Source organism: Pseudofrankia sp. DC12, assembly GCF_000966285.1.
GTDB lineage: Bacteria > Actinomycetota > Actinomycetes > Frankiales > Frankiaceae > Pseudofrankia.
On the sequence record NZ_KQ031391.1, the window covers coordinates 4,865,835 to 4,880,819 of the forward strand.

General features: G+C 74.1%; 8 protein-coding genes and 1 pseudogene. 7 read left to right on the forward strand and 2 right to left on the reverse strand.

What is annotated here, in order from left to right:
• The first annotated feature begins 197 nt into the window (after window positions 1-197).
• Both FRADC12_RS19570 and FRADC12_RS19575 read left to right on the forward strand, forming a co-directional pair.
• Window positions 198-1,133 (forward strand): SMP-30/gluconolactonase/LRE family protein, encoded by a 936-nt coding sequence (locus FRADC12_RS19570; protein WP_045877720.1) that lies wholly within the window; start codon window positions 198-200, stop codon window positions 1,131-1,133.
• 77 nt (window positions 1,134-1,210) lie between these two features.
• Window positions 1,211-3,865: a histidine kinase gene (locus FRADC12_RS19575; protein ID WP_045877721.1), complete on the forward strand. Its 2,655-nt coding sequence runs from the start codon at window positions 1,211-1,213 to the stop codon at window positions 3,863-3,865.
• A gap of 175 nt (window positions 3,866-4,040) precedes the next feature.
• On the opposite strand, the gene FRADC12_RS19580 is transcribed toward FRADC12_RS19575, so the two are convergent.
• Window positions 4,041-5,678, reverse strand: a complete 1,638-nt coding sequence (locus FRADC12_RS19580) for a glycerol-3-phosphate dehydrogenase/oxidase (protein WP_232303903.1) — start codon at window positions 5,676-5,678, stop codon at window positions 4,041-4,043.
• 289 nt (window positions 5,679-5,967) lie between these two features.
• On the opposite strand from FRADC12_RS19580, the gene FRADC12_RS19585 reads away from it, so the two are divergent.
• The 5 genes from FRADC12_RS19585 to FRADC12_RS19600 all read left to right on the forward strand — a co-directional run bounded on the left by FRADC12_RS19585 (window position 5,968) and on the right by FRADC12_RS19600 (window position 14,004).
• The gene (locus FRADC12_RS19585) at window positions 5,968-7,689 is read left to right on the forward strand and encodes an FAD-binding oxidoreductase (protein ID WP_045877722.1); all 1,722 of its coding nucleotides are present in this window, start codon (window positions 5,968-5,970) and stop codon (window positions 7,687-7,689) included.
• 177 nt (window positions 7,690-7,866) lie between these two features.
• Window positions 7,867-8,025: a hypothetical protein gene (locus tag FRADC12_RS32435; protein ID WP_198152975.1), complete on the forward strand. Its 159-nt coding sequence runs from the start codon at window positions 7,867-7,869 to the stop codon at window positions 8,023-8,025.
• Window positions 8,026-8,099: 74 nt separating this feature from the next.
• On the forward strand, window positions 8,100-8,858 hold the full coding sequence (locus FRADC12_RS19590; protein WP_045877723.1) for an SDR family NAD(P)-dependent oxidoreductase: 759 nt from the start codon (window positions 8,100-8,102) through the stop codon (window positions 8,856-8,858).
• A gap of 314 nt (window positions 8,859-9,172) precedes the next feature.
• Window positions 9,173-10,831: an LmeA family phospholipid-binding protein gene (locus tag FRADC12_RS34060; RefSeq protein ID WP_045877724.1), complete on the forward strand. Its 1,659-nt coding sequence runs from the start codon at window positions 9,173-9,175 to the stop codon at window positions 10,829-10,831.
• A gap of 611 nt (window positions 10,832-11,442) precedes the next feature.
• Window positions 11,443-14,004 (forward strand): ATP-binding cassette domain-containing protein, encoded by a 2,562-nt coding sequence (locus FRADC12_RS19600; protein ID WP_045877725.1) that lies wholly within the window; start codon window positions 11,443-11,445, stop codon window positions 14,002-14,004.
• Window positions 14,005-14,394: 390 nt separating this feature from the next.
• Here the strand turns inward: FRADC12_RS19600 and FRADC12_RS35050 are convergent.
• Window positions 14,395-14,802 (reverse strand): annotated as a pseudogene (locus FRADC12_RS35050) (cupin domain-containing protein); the annotation flags it as partial.
• Window positions 14,803-14,985: the final 183 nt, after the last annotated feature.

Here is a 14,985-nt window from a genome sequence, read left to right on the forward strand (position 1 = left end):
GGCGGGCGTGCTGACTATCCCGTTTCCGACGGGCCGGTGACGTCCGCCGGTCGTGGGCCGTTACGGTGTGGGCTCGGATTCCGTCGGTCGGCGTCGGTGTCGGTGACGGGGGCCGTCGTTTCGTACGACCCTGTGCCGCTTGGAGAACCCTGCCGCGCCACGGCAGCGCCGTGCCCCTGTCGACGGATGGAGATTCCGTGTCGTCTTCCCCTGTCTCGGTGCTGCTCGACGGCCGCAGCTTCCTGGAGGCCCCGCGCTGGCACGACGGCCGGCTGTGGGTCTCGGACCAGTACCTGGGGGAGGTCCTCGCCGTCGACCCGCGGACCGGGGACGCCGAGGTGATGGCCAGGCTGGACGGCCATCCGGCCGGGCTCGGCTGGCTGCCCGACGGCCGGCTCCTGGTTGTCTCGATGATCGACCGGCGCCTGCTGCGCCAGGAGCCGGACGGCGGGCTCGTCCTGCACGCCGACCTGTCCGGCTACTGCGGCGGCAGCCTGAACGAGCTGGTGGTCGACGCGCGGGGGCGCGCGTACGCGGGCAACTTCGGCTTCGACGTGATGTCCGGCGAGGCGACGAAACCCACCGTCCTGGTCCGGATCGACCCGGACGGCACCACGAGCGTCGCCGCGAAGGACCTCACCTTCCCCAACGGCACGGTCATCATCCCGCTCGCGGCGCCCGGGTCCGCAGCGGCGCCAGCCGGGCTGTCCGGCGTCGTGGCCACGCTGGTGGTCGCCGAGACGTTCGACAGCCGGCTGACCGCGTTCGACGTCACCGGCGACGGCACCCTGCTGCGCCCGCGGCTGTGGGCCGACCTGTCGAGCGGCGCTGGCCGGGTGGCCGGGCTGCCCGCCGACGACCGGCCGGCCGCCACCGACGGGATCTGCGTCGACGCCGAGGGCGCCATCTGGGTCGCCGACGCCTACCACAACCGGGTGCTGCGGGTGCGCGAGGGCGGCGAGGTCGTCGACGAGGTCTCGACCGGCGTCGAAGGCACCTACGCCTGCGCGCTCGGCGGCGCCGACGGCCGCACCCTGTTCATCTGCACCGCCCGGTCGTTCCTGGACTCCGAGCGGGCGGCGACGCGCGAGGCCCGCCTGCTGACCAGCCGGGTCGACGTGCCGGCCGCCTGACGATCCCGGTCGAAGCGGCCCGGCTGCCCCGGATCTGGGGGTACCTGCCCGTCCGAGTACCGGATGCGCGATCGTGTATGTCCTACGGGACCGCGCAGGCGGCGTATTCGGTGGGGGACTGGATGACGGCCCGGGCCTTGGACGCGTTCGCCTCCGTGATCTTCCGGGGGCTGGCGGTACTGCGCGCGCTGGTGGTGCTGTATGCCGTCGCCTACGTGGCGGTCTGGTGGCACGACTGGTACGGCCCGCATCCGTGGCGGCTGGTCGGCCCGGTACTGGTGCTCGGCTGGTCCGTCGCGTGGGTCGCCGTCGCGGCCCGGCGGGCGATGCCGCGCTGGATCATCCTGGCCGACGTCGCGGTCGGGGCGGCGATCGGGCTGACGGCGCCGTGGACGGTTCCGGGCCCGTCGCTCGGAGATCCCAGCTCGTGGGTGTTCTTCTCGGTCCTGCTCGCCGGGATGGGCGCGGTCTGCGCGCTGCGGACCCGCTGGTCGCTGGCGGTGATGCTGGTCCTCGCGGTGGCGCACGCTGTGCCCGCCTATGACCATCGGCCGCCGATCCTGACCTCGACCGGGCTGCTGCTGTTCATCTGCGTCGCGCTGCGCCAGGCGATCGTGCTGCTCGTGCGGGTGGCGACGCAGGCGGACGCCTGGCTGGAGGCCGTCGGCGCCCGTGCCCGGGCCGAGACGGTCGCCGCGGCCCGGGCCCGCGCTGACCGGGCGCATGAGCGTTTCCTGCACGACACCGTGTTGAACATGCTGGCCGGCATCGGCCTGGGCGGGGCCGGCCGCGCGTGCCCCCCGCAGTCCGCTCCCGCGTTGACCTCGGCCCAGCCGGCCGTGGCCACGCCCGCTGTGACAGCGCCCGCGCTGGAGGCGGTCCGGTCGCGCTGCCAGCGGATCGTCGGCCAGGTGGAGCACCTGCTCGCCGGGTCCGGCGACGCTGACGCGGCACCGCAGGCCGACCCGGACGCCAACCTCGACGGGCTGGTCGCGGGCGTGGTCGACGAGGCCCGCGACGACGGGCTTGACCTGACCTACCAGTTCGTCCGGGTCGAGCGGCCACGCTGGCGGCGCCCGGAGCGGGGCGGGACGGCCGACTGCCCGAAGGCGCTCGCCGAGGCACCCCTGCCGGTCGACGTCGCCGCCGCGCTGGCCGCCGCGGTACGCGAGGGGCTGACCAACGTCCGCAGGCATTCGGGTGTCGCGGCCGCCCGGGTCACCGTGGTCCGCTGGCTGGACGGTGTGCGCGTCCGGATCGACGACGCCGGGGTCGGCTTCGAGGCGGCCCACTTCGACGCGGCCCATCCGGACCCGGCCCTGGCCGGCGCGTCGGCCACCAGGCCCGCGTCCGGCGCGGGGCCTCCGGATGGCCCAGGAACCTCGGATCGCGCGGCGACCTCGACCGGCGGCGGCCTGACAGGCGGGGACGACGTGGGACGGGCCCGGCTGGGGCTGCGCGGGTCCGTGCACGGCCGGATGGTCGACGTCGGCGGATGGGCTCGGATCGTCTCGCGCCCTGGTGTCGGCACCCGGGTCGAGCTGCACTGGCAGGCCGCGCAGCCCCCGGCCGCCCGCCCGGACCATGGTGCCGGCCTGCGCCGCGACTACGAGCAGGCGATCCGCCGCGGCGTCGGCATCGCGGTGCTGACCGGCGTGGCCGTGCTCGCGCTGCCGGCGATCGGCTACCGGGACCGGGCCCGGCTGCCGCCCGGGCTGCTGCACCCGGTGGCGCCGGTCGCGTCGCTGCTGCTGTGGGCCGTGGTCGCCGCCGGCGCGGCCAGCATGGTCGTGATCATGAGGCGGCGTCCCCTCGACGGCCGCGAGGCGCTGGTGGTGCTCGCCTTCGTGGTCTTGGTCATCCTGACCGGGGCGACGCTGGCCCCCGGCGACGAGGTGATCAGGATCTACGACTGGGCCGGGACGATAGCACCGACCGTCCTGCTGCTGCCGATCACGGTCTCCCGGCCGGCCCGGCAGTGGGCGCTGGCCGTCGCCGTGATCGTCGGTGTGGAGCTGGCGATCGGCCTGATGCGACTCGGGCCGCAGCCGCTGGATGTCGTCCGGCTGCTGGGCCTGCTCTACGGGGTGTCGACGATCCAGCTGCTGGTGACGGTCGCCGGGCCGGTGCTGCGCGCGACCGCGGAGACGACGACGGCCGCCGCCGCGATGGACGCCGAGCTCAGCGCGAGCCAGGACTCCGCCGCCGCGGTCCGTCGCGACCGGGCCCGCCGGCTCGCTCGGCTCAACCGGGACGTGCTGCCGCTGCTGCGTTCCGTGGGGGAGGGTGGCGCCGATCCCCGCGAGGAGACCGTCCGGCGGCTGTGCGCGAGCCGGGCCCGGGCGCTGCGTCGGATGCTGTCCGGCGGGGGTGGGCCCGCCGGCCCGCTGACCGAGCTGGAGACCGCGATCGACGCGGCGGAGGCGCGCGGCGCGCTCGTGGTGCTCCAGGTCGCCGGGGAGCTGGCCGCCGTCGACACGGATGTCCGCGAGGAGCTCGTCGACCTGCTCAGCGAGACGTTGCGGGTGACGCCGCCCGGCCGTGTCACGGTGACCCTGATGTGCGACGGCGGCGAGGGCTTCATCTCCTACCCCGCGGCGCCGGGCGGCTGGGCCGAGCCGCGGCGGATGTCCCGGCTGGCGGAGCAGAGCGGACTGGTGGCCCGCACCGAGCTGGATGAGGACAACACCGTCGTCGAGCTGCGCTGGCCAGTCGGCGCCACAGCCGCTTGAGGCGATCCGCCGGAACCGGGCGCGGAGCGCCCTTCGGCGGATCCGCCTGGCTCGGGCGCTGAGCGCCCTCCCCAACGTGATTCTGGGCTGGCGGAGGTGGACGAGGCGGGCGCGGTCCAGGGTCGGGAGCTGGGTTGCGTTTCGCCGGAACCGACGTCCGGCCGGCGCGGCGGTGTTAGGACGGTGCCGGGCGGTGGTAGGGCGAGGAGCGCGCGGGTGGCAGCTGGGCGGACCGCGTCGGGGCCGAGAAGCGCTCGGTGAGCTCGGCGGCCCGCGGCAGCGCGGCGGCCCGGTCGGCGGCGACGAGACCGATCCGGGTCCGCCGGTCGAGCAGGTCCTCGACGTCGAGAGCACCCTCATGGCGCAGCGCGAACAGCAGCTCGGCGCCGGTGACGGACGTTCCGGCCGCGATCGGGGTGAGCAGGCCGGGGTCCTCGCCGGCTCCGGCGAGGACCGCGGGCGCCTCGGTGCCGTACCGCTCGACCAGCCGCCGGGGCGCCGGCACGGTGGCGAGCTGGGCCCGTGGTGCCGCGCCGACCAGCGGCAGCCGGGCCGTCCGGCACCGCCCGGCGGTGAGACCCCCCTGCGTGACGGCGGCGTCGACGGCGTCGCGTGCCATCCGCCGGTAGGTGGTCAGCTTGCCGCCGACGATGGTGATCACCCCGTCGGGCCCGACCCGAACCGCGTGCCGACGGGACAGGTCGGCGCTGCGGGTCTGCGCACCCTCGTGCGCCGGTGCGTCCAGCAGCGGCCGTAGCCCGGCGAACGCGCCGAGCACGTCGGCCCGGTCCAGTGGAGCGTCCAGCGCCGCGGACACCACGCCGAGCAGCGTCTCGATCTCGGCGGCGGTCGGCTGGGGCACGTCCTCGACGTCCTCGGCGGGGACGTCGGTCAGCCCGACGTAGACCCGGCCGTCGGCCTGTGGCACCACCGTGACGTAGCTGTTGTGCTCGCCCGGCATCGGCACCGTGACCGCGGCGCGCAGGCCGCCGAACGCGTCGGCGCCCAGCACCAGATGGGTGCCGCGGCTGGGCCGCAGCCGGATCTCGGGGGCCAGGGTCGGCGCCCATACCCCGGTGGCGTTCACGACGGTCCGCGCCCGCAGGCTGAACGTCGTACCGCTGACCGTGTCCTCGACGAGCGCCTCGGTGCCGGTGAGCCGAACTGCGCGCAGCCGGGTCAGCACCCGCGCCCCGTGCGCCGCCGCGGTGCGGGCGAGCGTGACGACGAGGCGGGCGTCGTCGACGAGCTGGCCGTCCCAGTAGAGCAGGCCGCCGCGCAGCCCGGTCTCCCGCAGGGTCGGGGCGTGCTGGCGGGTCTCGACGGCGGTGAGCCGGCGGGGCGGTGGCAGCGTGCTGCTCGGGGTGCGCGCGCCGCGGCGCATCACGTCGGCGACATGCAGGCCCGTGGTCATCAGCACGGCCGAGCGCCGGCTGACCTCCGGCGTCAGCGGGATCAGGATCGGCAGTGGGTGGACCAGGTGCCCGGCGGTCCGGCGCAGCAGGATGTCGCGTTCCTGCGCGCTCTCCATGGCCAGCCGCAGGTCGCCGCTGGCCAGGTACCGCAGCCCGCCGTGCACCAGCTTCGAGCTCCACCGGCTGGTGCCCCAGGCCAGGTCGCGTGCCTCGGCGAGGGCGACGGTGAGCCCTCGGCTGGCCGCGTCGAGCGCCACGCCGGTTCCGGTCACCCCGCCGCCGATCACCAGCAGGTCGACGACCTCGCCGCCGGCGAGCCCGGCGAGCTCCCGCACGCGCCTGGCCGCGGACAGCGACGCCCCCGGATGAGGTGACATCCCCGCGCCGACCTCGGTCATCAGGTCCCCCTCTGCTGCCTGCGGCCAGGTGCGGGCTGGTGCTGCCTGCGGCCAGGTGCGGGCTGGTGCTGCCTGCGGTGAGGTGCGGCCGGTCACCCGTGCGGGCGCGAGCCGGCGCACATCGGACCGAGCCCTGCGCCCAGCGTGCGTGCTGGGTGGCACCGTCGTCCACCGGACCTTTTCAACGACCGGAAGGCCACGTTCGGGGCCGGATGGCCGCCCGGAACCTCGGTGAGGCTGGCCACAGGTCGTCGGGGTCGCCCGGCCGCCGGGGTGGCACAGTGGTCGGGTGAGCGAGCCGTCGCTGGATGCCCGGGCCCTGGCCAACGCGGAGCCGGTGTGGTGGGGGTGGCGACGGGCCGACGAACAGGTCGAGCTGCCGGCGGCGGTGCGCGCGCTCCTGGTCGACGGGCTGGGCTTCGCCGAGCGGGCCAGCCCGCCGGTCGACCTGGCCGATGTCCGGCTGCCCCCGTCCCGGCTGCCCGAGCCGGCCCGCGCCGATCTCGCGGCCGCCATCGGCTCGGACCAGGTCCGGCTCGACCGGGACGCCCGGATTCGGCACTGCCGGGGCCGGTCCACCGTGGACCTGCTCGCGCTGCGCGACGGGGACGCGGCGGCCGCGCCGGACGCCGTGCTCACCCCGGCCGGCCACGACGAGGTCGCCGCCGTTCTCGCCGTCTGCGCCGGCCATCGCGTCGCCGTGGTGCCGTACGGCGGCGGGACGTCCGTCGTCGGCGGGCTCGCGCCGCCGCACACCGGCTACGAGGCCGTCGTCGCGCTCGACGTGCGCCGGCTGAACCGCCTCCTCGACGTGGACACCGTCTCGCTCACCGCCACGCTGGAGCCGGGGCTGTCCGGCCCGGCGGCCGAGGCGCTGCTCGCCGAGCACGGCCTGACCCTCGGGCACGTCCCGCAGTCGTGGGAGTACGCCACGATCGGCGGGTTCGCGGCGACTCGTTCCAGCGGGCAGGCGTCCAGTGGCTACGGGCGGTTCGACGCGGTCGTGGTCGGGCTGCGGGTGGCCACGCCGATTGGCGGCTGGGAGCTCGGCCGGGCGCCGGCCTCCGCCGCCGGGCCGGACCTGCGCCAGCTCATGCTCGGCTCGGAGGGCGCCTTCGGGGTGATCACCGCGGTCCGGGTCCGGGTCCGGCCGGTGCCGGCGCGGCGCCGCTACGAGAGCTGGCGGGTCGACGACTTCGCGACCGGGCTCGCGGCGCTGCGCGAGCTGGCCCAGCGCGACCTGCTGCCCGCCGTCGCCCGCCTCTCCGACGAGGTCGAGACGGCGGCCGGCGCCACCAGCCCACCCAGCACTTCCGCGCCAGCCGGTTCGCCCGGCACTTCCGCCCGGCCCGGCCCGCCCGGGGCTGCCGGGTCGGACGCGGGCACGGACGACGTGAAACCTGACGGCGGTGCGGAGGTGCCGGCCGGTGGGTGCCAGGTCGTGCTCGGCTACGAGGGCACGCCCGAACGGGTCGGCCGGCAGGCGGACGACGTCGCGGCGGTGCTGCGCGCCCAGGGCGGGCAGCCGCTGGGCGCCGAGGCTGGCTGGGCGTGGGTACACGGTCGCTTCAACGGGCCGCGCCTGCGGGACGCGCTGCTGGACGCCGGGATGTTCGCCGAGACGCTCGAGACCGCCACGTTCTGGTCCGGGGTGGACGGCCTGCACGCGGGCGTCCAGGATGCGCTCGCGAAGTCCTACGCCGCGGCCGGGGTACCGGCGGTGGTGATGTGCCACGTCTCGCACCTCTACCCGACCGGCGCGTCGCTCTACTTCACCGTCGTGGCCGGCCACAGTGCCGACCGCGGCGGGCTCTGGGCGGTGGCGAAGGCCGCGGCGAGCGACGCGATCGTCGCGGCCGGCGGGACGATCACCCATCACCACGCCGTCGGCACCGACCACCGGCCCTGGCTCGGCGCGGAGATCGGCGACGTGGGCGTCACCGTGCTGCGCGCCGTCAAGCGGGCGCTCGACCCGACCGGAATCCTCAACCCGGGTGTTCTCATCCCGTAGCCGGACTCCCGCAGCGGAGCCGGTCGGATCCGGTCCGGGCCACCTGGGTGGAGCATCACGGCCCAGGGATCGATACGCTGAACAGGTCGCCTACGACGTCCAGTAGAACTGGGCCCGGCCAGCCGGGCGGCAGGTCTTCGATCTTCCCCCCTTGCGGTGGGGCTGGAGGGATTCGCAGTGGTCATTGGTGCCGTGGTGATCTTCGCGCTGTTGATGCTGATCCCGCCGCTGATCGTCTTCCCCCCGATCGTCTACTACTACCGCAAGTCGGCGCCGCTGCGGGCGCAGGCCGAGCTCGACCGCACCCGTCGCGCGCGCGAGCTCGCCCGCCGCTGACGCCGTCCGCCGGCCAGCGGATTCGAACGCGTTTTCGGTAACCCGGCAGCGCACCGGCCGTTAGGCAGGCCAAGATGGGCGCTATGCCACCGGAACCGCCGCCACCGGCCGGCGCCGGGCCCGAGCCACCGCGGCCCCCGGTCACCCGTGGGCTGGTGCTCGTCGGGCCCGGTTCCGCGTTCGGTGCCGAGCTGCTCATCCGGTTCGGGCTGGAAGGCTTCCGGCTCGGCGTCGTCGCCCGGTCGACGGACACCCTTGGCCGGCTGACCGAGGAACTGGCCAGCGCCGGGCTGACGATGCGCGGCGCCGTCGCGGACGTCACCGATGCCGCCGGTTTCGGGGCGACCCTCGCGGGGCTTGCCGCCGACCTCGGCGGCCTGACCGTTCTGGTCTACAACGCGAAGCTGTCCATCCGCGGCAGCGCGTTCTCCGTCCCGGCCGACGCCCTGAACCAGACGCTGGCCGTGAACGTGACCGGTGCGCTCACCGCCGTCCAGGCCGCCACGCCGCTGCTGCTGGACCGGGTGGGCGCGACGATCCTGGTCACCGTCGCCGGAAACCGCACCGAGCCACCCGGTGGCCGGTTCGCGCTGGCGGCCGGGAAGGCCGGGCTGGCCGCGCTCGCCGGCGCCGTCGGCCCGACGCTCGCCGACCAGGGCATCCGGATGCGGACCGTGGTGCTCGACGGCCGGGTCGGGCCGGCCGGGCCGCTGCGGCCGGCCGCGGTCGCCGACCACTTCTGGCAGGCCTACGCCGCGCCCCGCGGCGCCGTCTTCCGGCTCGCCCCGGCCGGCCCGCGCCGCCCCGCCGCGACCCTGCCGCTGGAGGTCTGACGCCGGTCTCGCCGGCGGCCGGCGGTGGCCCCCACCGGACGGGCCCCACTTGCGTGCCCCGCCGCCCCGGGGCCCGTTGAGCGCGCAGGACAGCGGCCCGGGACGGTGCGCCTGACCGGGCCGGCGGCGTCGTCCTCGGCGTCGGCAACCCGACGCGGGGAAACGTCAAAAAGCGGACAGCGGATCGCGGTGGGCGATCAGACCCTCGACGCTCCCAAGAGGCGCTGGACGTGCGACCATCCGGTGGATGAGCCGACGGGGTGGGGACGTCCTCGCGCGCGTGGGTCGGCGTGCCCCTGATGGGAGATGACCCCGTGAACAACCCAGCAGACGACGACGGGTACGAGCCGGGCGAGTCGACCAGTGTCCGGCCCCCGCGGCCCGGTGAGCCCGTGCGCCCGACGCCGGCGCGCCCGGGCGCGCCGAGCGCTCCGCCGCCGCCCGCTGACTCCTTCCGGCCGGCGGGCCCGCCGCCGCCGGTCGACTGGTTCAAGCCCGCGCCCGGCCGGGACGGGCAGGCCGGCGGATCCGGGGCCGGCCGCGGCGCTCCCGCGGGCTCCGGCGGTGGCGGGCAGGCCTCCCGCCCGCGCCGCGACGCGGGCCCGGGCCGGGCCGGCTACACGTCGCAGCCCGGCATCCCGGCCGAGCGCTACCCGACTCCGCGCCCCGGCGAGTTCCCGTCCCCGGTGCCGCCGACCCGGAGGTCTCCACCGCCGACGACCTCGCGTTCCGACCGGTCGGAGCGCTCCGACCGGTCCGGCGGCGGCGACCGGTCCGGCGGCGGCGACCGGTCCGGCGGCGGCGACCGGACCGGTGGCCGGCCCGGTCCGGACCGTCCGGCCGCGCGGTACGACCGTCCGGGGTCCGGCTCGGGGGCACCCCCGGCCCGGCCCGGCGAGGCGACCGAGTACCTCGGCTACGGCGCCCGCGGTGGCCGCCCGGCCGAGACCACCGAGTACGCCTACGGCCAGCAGGCCGGCGGCAAGGACGTCGGCGGCAGGGGTGGTCCGGATCCGGCCACGGCCGCCTGGTCCGCCGAGGACTCCGGCGGCTGGTCAGCCGGCCGCTCGACGGAGGACTACACGACGCTGGCCGGCCCGGGCACCGGCGGCACGCCGGTCGGCCCGTCGACAGGCGGCGTGGCGCTGGGCGACCAGCCGCCCCCGAAGCGGCGGCGCAAGCGTGGCCGGACGATCGCGCTCATCGTCGTGCTGCTGCTGTTGGTCCTCGCGATCCCGGTGGACCGGATCGCCGCGCACATCGCCGTCGGCCAGATGCGCAAGCAGGTCGACACCGCGGTCGCCGCGAACCTCAAGCCAGGACAGCAGCCGCCGACCATCCGGAAGGTCAGCATCGGCGGGTTCCCGTTCCTCACCCAGGTGCTGTTCGGCAAGTTCAAGGACATCGGCGTCTCGCTGGAGAACATCCCGACGACGCCGGACGGCCCGAGGATCGCCGCGGTGGACGCGCACCTCAAGGGCGTGCATGTGCCGTTCAGCGACGCGATCTCGAACAAGGTGGGCAAGGTCCCGGTCGACAACGTCGCGGCCACGGTCCTGATCGGCTACGACGACCTCAACAAGTTCCTCGACACCGACAAGACCTTCCACCTGCACCTCACGCCGGTCGACGGCGGCAAACAGGTCAAGGTGACCGGCAGCACGACCCTGGACGTGCCCGTGCTCGGCAGCCTGCTCGGTGGCCAGAGCGCGGCCTTCAGCGGCACCGGCGCGTTCAACGTCCAGAACAACAAGCTGTTCATCAACCCGACGAACCTGTCCTTCGGCGTCGGTGGGCTCGGCGCCAGCGTGCCGATCCCGGCGCAGCTGGGCGCCGCGATCCCGATCCCGCTGCCGGACAACCTGCCGTTCAGCCTGACGGTCGTCAGCGCCGGATCGACCGCGACCGGCCTCTCGGTGAGCGCGACCGCCAAGAACGTCGTGCTGCCCGCCGCGCCCGCCGCCAAGAAATAGCGTCCCAGGTGCCGTGACCTCGGTCGGTTGCCCGACAGGACAGCAGGTTCGGGGTCACGGGAGAGGATGCTCGAACCCGTCCGACCCGGCTGTGAACACACCGGATCGGTACCTTCGTCGCGACAGGGATGGTGGCGCACTCGGCGCCGCCGTCTCCGCCTGGTCGTCTCCGAAGCGGGAGCGGGAGTCTGGATGGTTGAGGGTGGCGCCGTGAACACGGCGGCGGGGCGAGCCCGAGACGCCGTGAACCTTACGGTACGTGCTCGGTCGCGGCCCGTGCGTACGGGCTCGGTCGGACACGCTGAGAAACCGGAGGCCAGCGGGCGCGCGGCCCGCCGGCGACGTCACCCGGCCCGCTCGCTGCGGGCCACGCAACGCTACGATCCGGACATCCCGCAAGATCGGTCTTTTCAGGACCCGGGCGGTTCGAGAGACTGGCGCAGTTCGAGAGACGAGGTTGGTTCGGAAGTGACACCGCGGCTCTACGCTTTCCGCGCCTCGGGAGCGTCCCGGGGCGGGAGCGTACCGGTCCTGGCGGGACCGGCGGCAGGCGGAAAGTGCGAGTTTGGCGGGGCAGTCCGGCCAGCGTCCCGTCCTGAAGGGGGAAACACGTGCCTACGGCCGTTCTGAAGATAAGCAGCGAGGCCGGCCAGGTGATCGTCCCCACGGGACAGCCGCGGTTCATCATCGGCCGAGCCCGCAACGCGGACTATGTCATCGCGGACAGCCGGGTCTCCCGGCAGCACCTGATGATCGAAGAGACGGACTACGGCTGGGCCGTCCGGGACGTCAGCTCCAACGGCACCTGGTACGACGGTGGCCGGATGCTGAACACGGTCGAGGTCCGGGGCGAGACGCGGTTCCGCCTGGGCACGCCGACCGGTCCCGAGGTCATCATCCTCGACGAGCTGCCCTCGCAGCGGTCTCCGTACGACGACCCCTACAGCGGGGACGCCGACATGCAGACCATGCTGCCCAACCAGACCGGTTACAGCCCGCCGCGTACGTCGAACCGGCCCACCCGGCCGACGCGGCGCGAGGACCACGACGCCGGCCGTCGTGGCACCTACAACGGCCAGCCCGCCGCCGACCCGGCCGAGGTCAGCGGCCACACCCGGCTGGACCGCGAGCACGAGCGCAGCAACACCTACCCGCTGCGCCAGGGGACGATGACGATCGGTCGCGCCCGCGACAACGACGTCGTCATCACCGACCTGCTCGCCTCCCGTCACCACGCCTCGCTGACCGTTCGCGGCCAGAACGTCGACGTCCTCGACATGGACTCGGCGAACGGCACGTTCGTCAATGGCCGCCGCATCCAGCGCGCGCAGGCCAAGCAGGGCGACGTCATCGCCGTCGGCCACCACGTCTTCCAGCTCGAGGGCAACCTGCTCGTCGAGTACGTCGACTCCGGTGACGTCAGCTTCGAGGCCGAGCACCTCAACGTGTGGGCCGGCGAGAAGCAGCTCATGCACGACATGACCTTCCGGCTGCCCGGCCGGGCGCTGCTCGGCGTCGTCGGCCCCTCGGGTGCCGGCAAGTCGACGCTGCTCAACGCGCTGACCGGCTTCCGGCCGGCCGACCAGGGCACCGTGCGCTACGCCGGTCGAGACCTCTACACCGAGTACGACGAGCTTCGCCGCAGGATCGGCTACGTGCCGCAGGACGACATCCTGCACACCACGCTGACCGTGCGGAAGGCGCTCGAGTTCGGCGCCGAGCTCCGGTTCCCGCCGGACGTGACCTCGGCCGAGCGCAGCGCCCGGGTGGACGAGGTCCTCCAGGAGCTGAACCTCACCAGCCACGCGAACACCGTGGTCTCGCGGCTGTCCGGTGGCCAGCGCAAGCGGACCTCGGTGGCGCTGGAGCTGCTGACCCGCCCGACGCTGCTCTACTTGGACGAGCCGACCTCGGGTCTCGACCCGGGCATGGACCTGCAGGTCATGCAGTCGCTGCGCAAGCTGGCCGACGACGGCCGTACGGTCGTCGTCGTCACGCACTCCGTGGCGCAGCTCGACCTGTGTGACTACATCCTGGTGCTCGCGCCGGGTGGCTACGTCGCCTACTTCGGGCCACCCCAGGACGCGCTGCCGTTCTTCGGCGCTGACGGCTACCCGTGGGTCTTCCTGAACCTGCAGGAGAACCCCGGTGCCGAGTCCGCGGCCCGGTTCCGCCAGTCACGGCACTACGTGCCCGCGTCGGTGACCGCTCCGTCGGCCCGGCCCGCGCCGGAGGAACTGCCGAGCATCCGGCAACAGTCGGTGTTCTCCCAGCTGATAACGCTGACAAGACGAACATTCGCGGTCATCGGGTCCGACAAGGGCTATCTGCGGCTGGCAATCGCGTTCCCGTTCGTGCTGGGTGTGATCCCGCGGGCGATCGGCGGAAACTTCGTCGATACCCACGACAAGTTCACACCCAACTCGGACGCGCCCACGATCTTCCTGATCATGGTGCTGTGTGCCTGCTTCATGGGTATGTCGAACTCGGTCCGAGAGATCGTCAAGGAACGGGCGATCTATCAACGAGAACGCGCGATCGGCCTTTCGAGAGCCGCGTACGTGGGCTCGAAGGTTCTCGTTCTCATCATCATCACGGTCCTGCAGTCGATCCCGTTCACGGTCATCGGTCTGATCGGCCGGCAGCCACCGAACCACCTGGCGCTCGGCAACACACTGCTGGAATGTCTCCTCGCGGTGTTCGTCGTCGGCTTCGCCTCCGGCATGGTCGGCCTGGTGATCTCGGCGATGGTGGACAACGCCGACAAGACGATGCCGCTGCTGGTCATCGTCACGATGATCCAGCTCGTGTTCTCCGCGGGCATCGTGCCGATCGCCGGCAAGGTCGGCCTCGAGCAGGTCGCCGTCGTCTCACCGGCCCGGTGGGGCTACGCGGCGATGGCCGCCGACGCCGACTTCAACGCGATCACCCGGGCCGGCGTCCAGCGGCCCAAGACCGTGAACGGCCAGCCGGTGGCCGGCCAGACCGTGCCGGTCAACCCGCGGGCGCCGATCCCGGACACGCTGTTCCAGCACACGAACAAGCAGTACGCGATCGACATCGGCGCCGGGCTCGCCATCAGCCTTGTATACGTCGGTATCACGTCGCTGCTGCTGCGCAGGCTCGACCCGAAGACGAGCAAGAAACGCAAGGCGGCACCGGCGACCACCTGACCCGGTCCGCTCGCCCCGCGACCGACGGCGGCGGGTGGCCCTCCACATGGAGGGCCACCCGCCGCCGTCGGCGTCTGTCGGTTCCGGCGTCCGGCCTTGGCTGGTCGCCGGCTGTGCTCTCCGGTCGCCGTGAAACGACCGTGGCCCCTGCTGCCCAAGCCGGGGCCAGCCCAGGGCCAGCCGGACCGGGAGTGCCTTGAAGGCGTTGTTCAGGTTGGACCGGGCCCGCACTGGCGCGCCGGCCCGCTCGATGCCGCGGAACGCGGTGAGCAGCTCCTCGAAGAACACCCGGCCCTCCAGCCGGGCCGGCTGGGCGCCGAGGCAGAAATGCTCACACCGCAGGGTGTGGACGGAGCCCGCGGGTTCGTAGAGGTAGGAGCCGGCGCGGTTCACGTAGTCGTACTCCTTGTACTTCCACCCGCCGGCGACCGTGTAGCCGAAAACGGGGCCGGCGTGCCGGTGGGTCGCCACCTCATAGCCGGCCTGAAAGATGTTCTCCACGATCCACAGGCCCTCGGCCGCGCGGACGTGAACCACCTTCAGCTTGTTCCCGCCGCCGATCTCGACAAAGTTAAGTCCTCGGCGAGGATGTGAGTCGCCAGCGGTGTGTTCCGGCTGTCCAGCGCGGTCATGAGGTCCGCCTTTCCGCGGGAGGATTCGGACCGGGCCAGGCGCGTCGACGTCCGGCCACGGGATGCCGGCGGCCGGGTGAGGCGGAGCCCGGGCGGGCCTCGGCCGCGTGTGCGCCTGGCCGGCGGAGCCGGGAACCGGCCCGCACCGGCCGGCGTCGGCGAGCATGTGCGGACGGTACGGTCGGCCTGACTGGTCGTCAAGGGACCCTCCGCACGCAATGGCAGGTGGCGGCTACTACGCGGCCGGATCGGTTTCCGTGTACCGCTCGGACACGTATTGTTCGCTACCGGTGGGCGAAAACCCGCCGAGGCGGCCGGCCTGCCCGCCCAGGCGCCGTGCTGGGCCGCG

What these genes read in the sequence shown, in the direction of transcription:
- FRADC12_RS19575 (WP_045877721.1), top strand. Translation starts at nt 1,211, where the DNA reads ATGTCCTACGGGACCGCGCAGGCGGCGTATTCGGTGGGGGACTGGATG.
- FRADC12_RS19580 (WP_232303903.1), bottom strand. Translation starts at nt 5,678, where the DNA reads ATGACCGAGGTCGGCGCGGGGATGTCACCTCATCCGGGGGCGTCGCTG.
- FRADC12_RS19590 (WP_045877723.1), top strand. Translation starts at nt 8,100, where the DNA reads ATGGGCGCTATGCCACCGGAACCGCCGCCACCGGCCGGCGCCGGGCCC.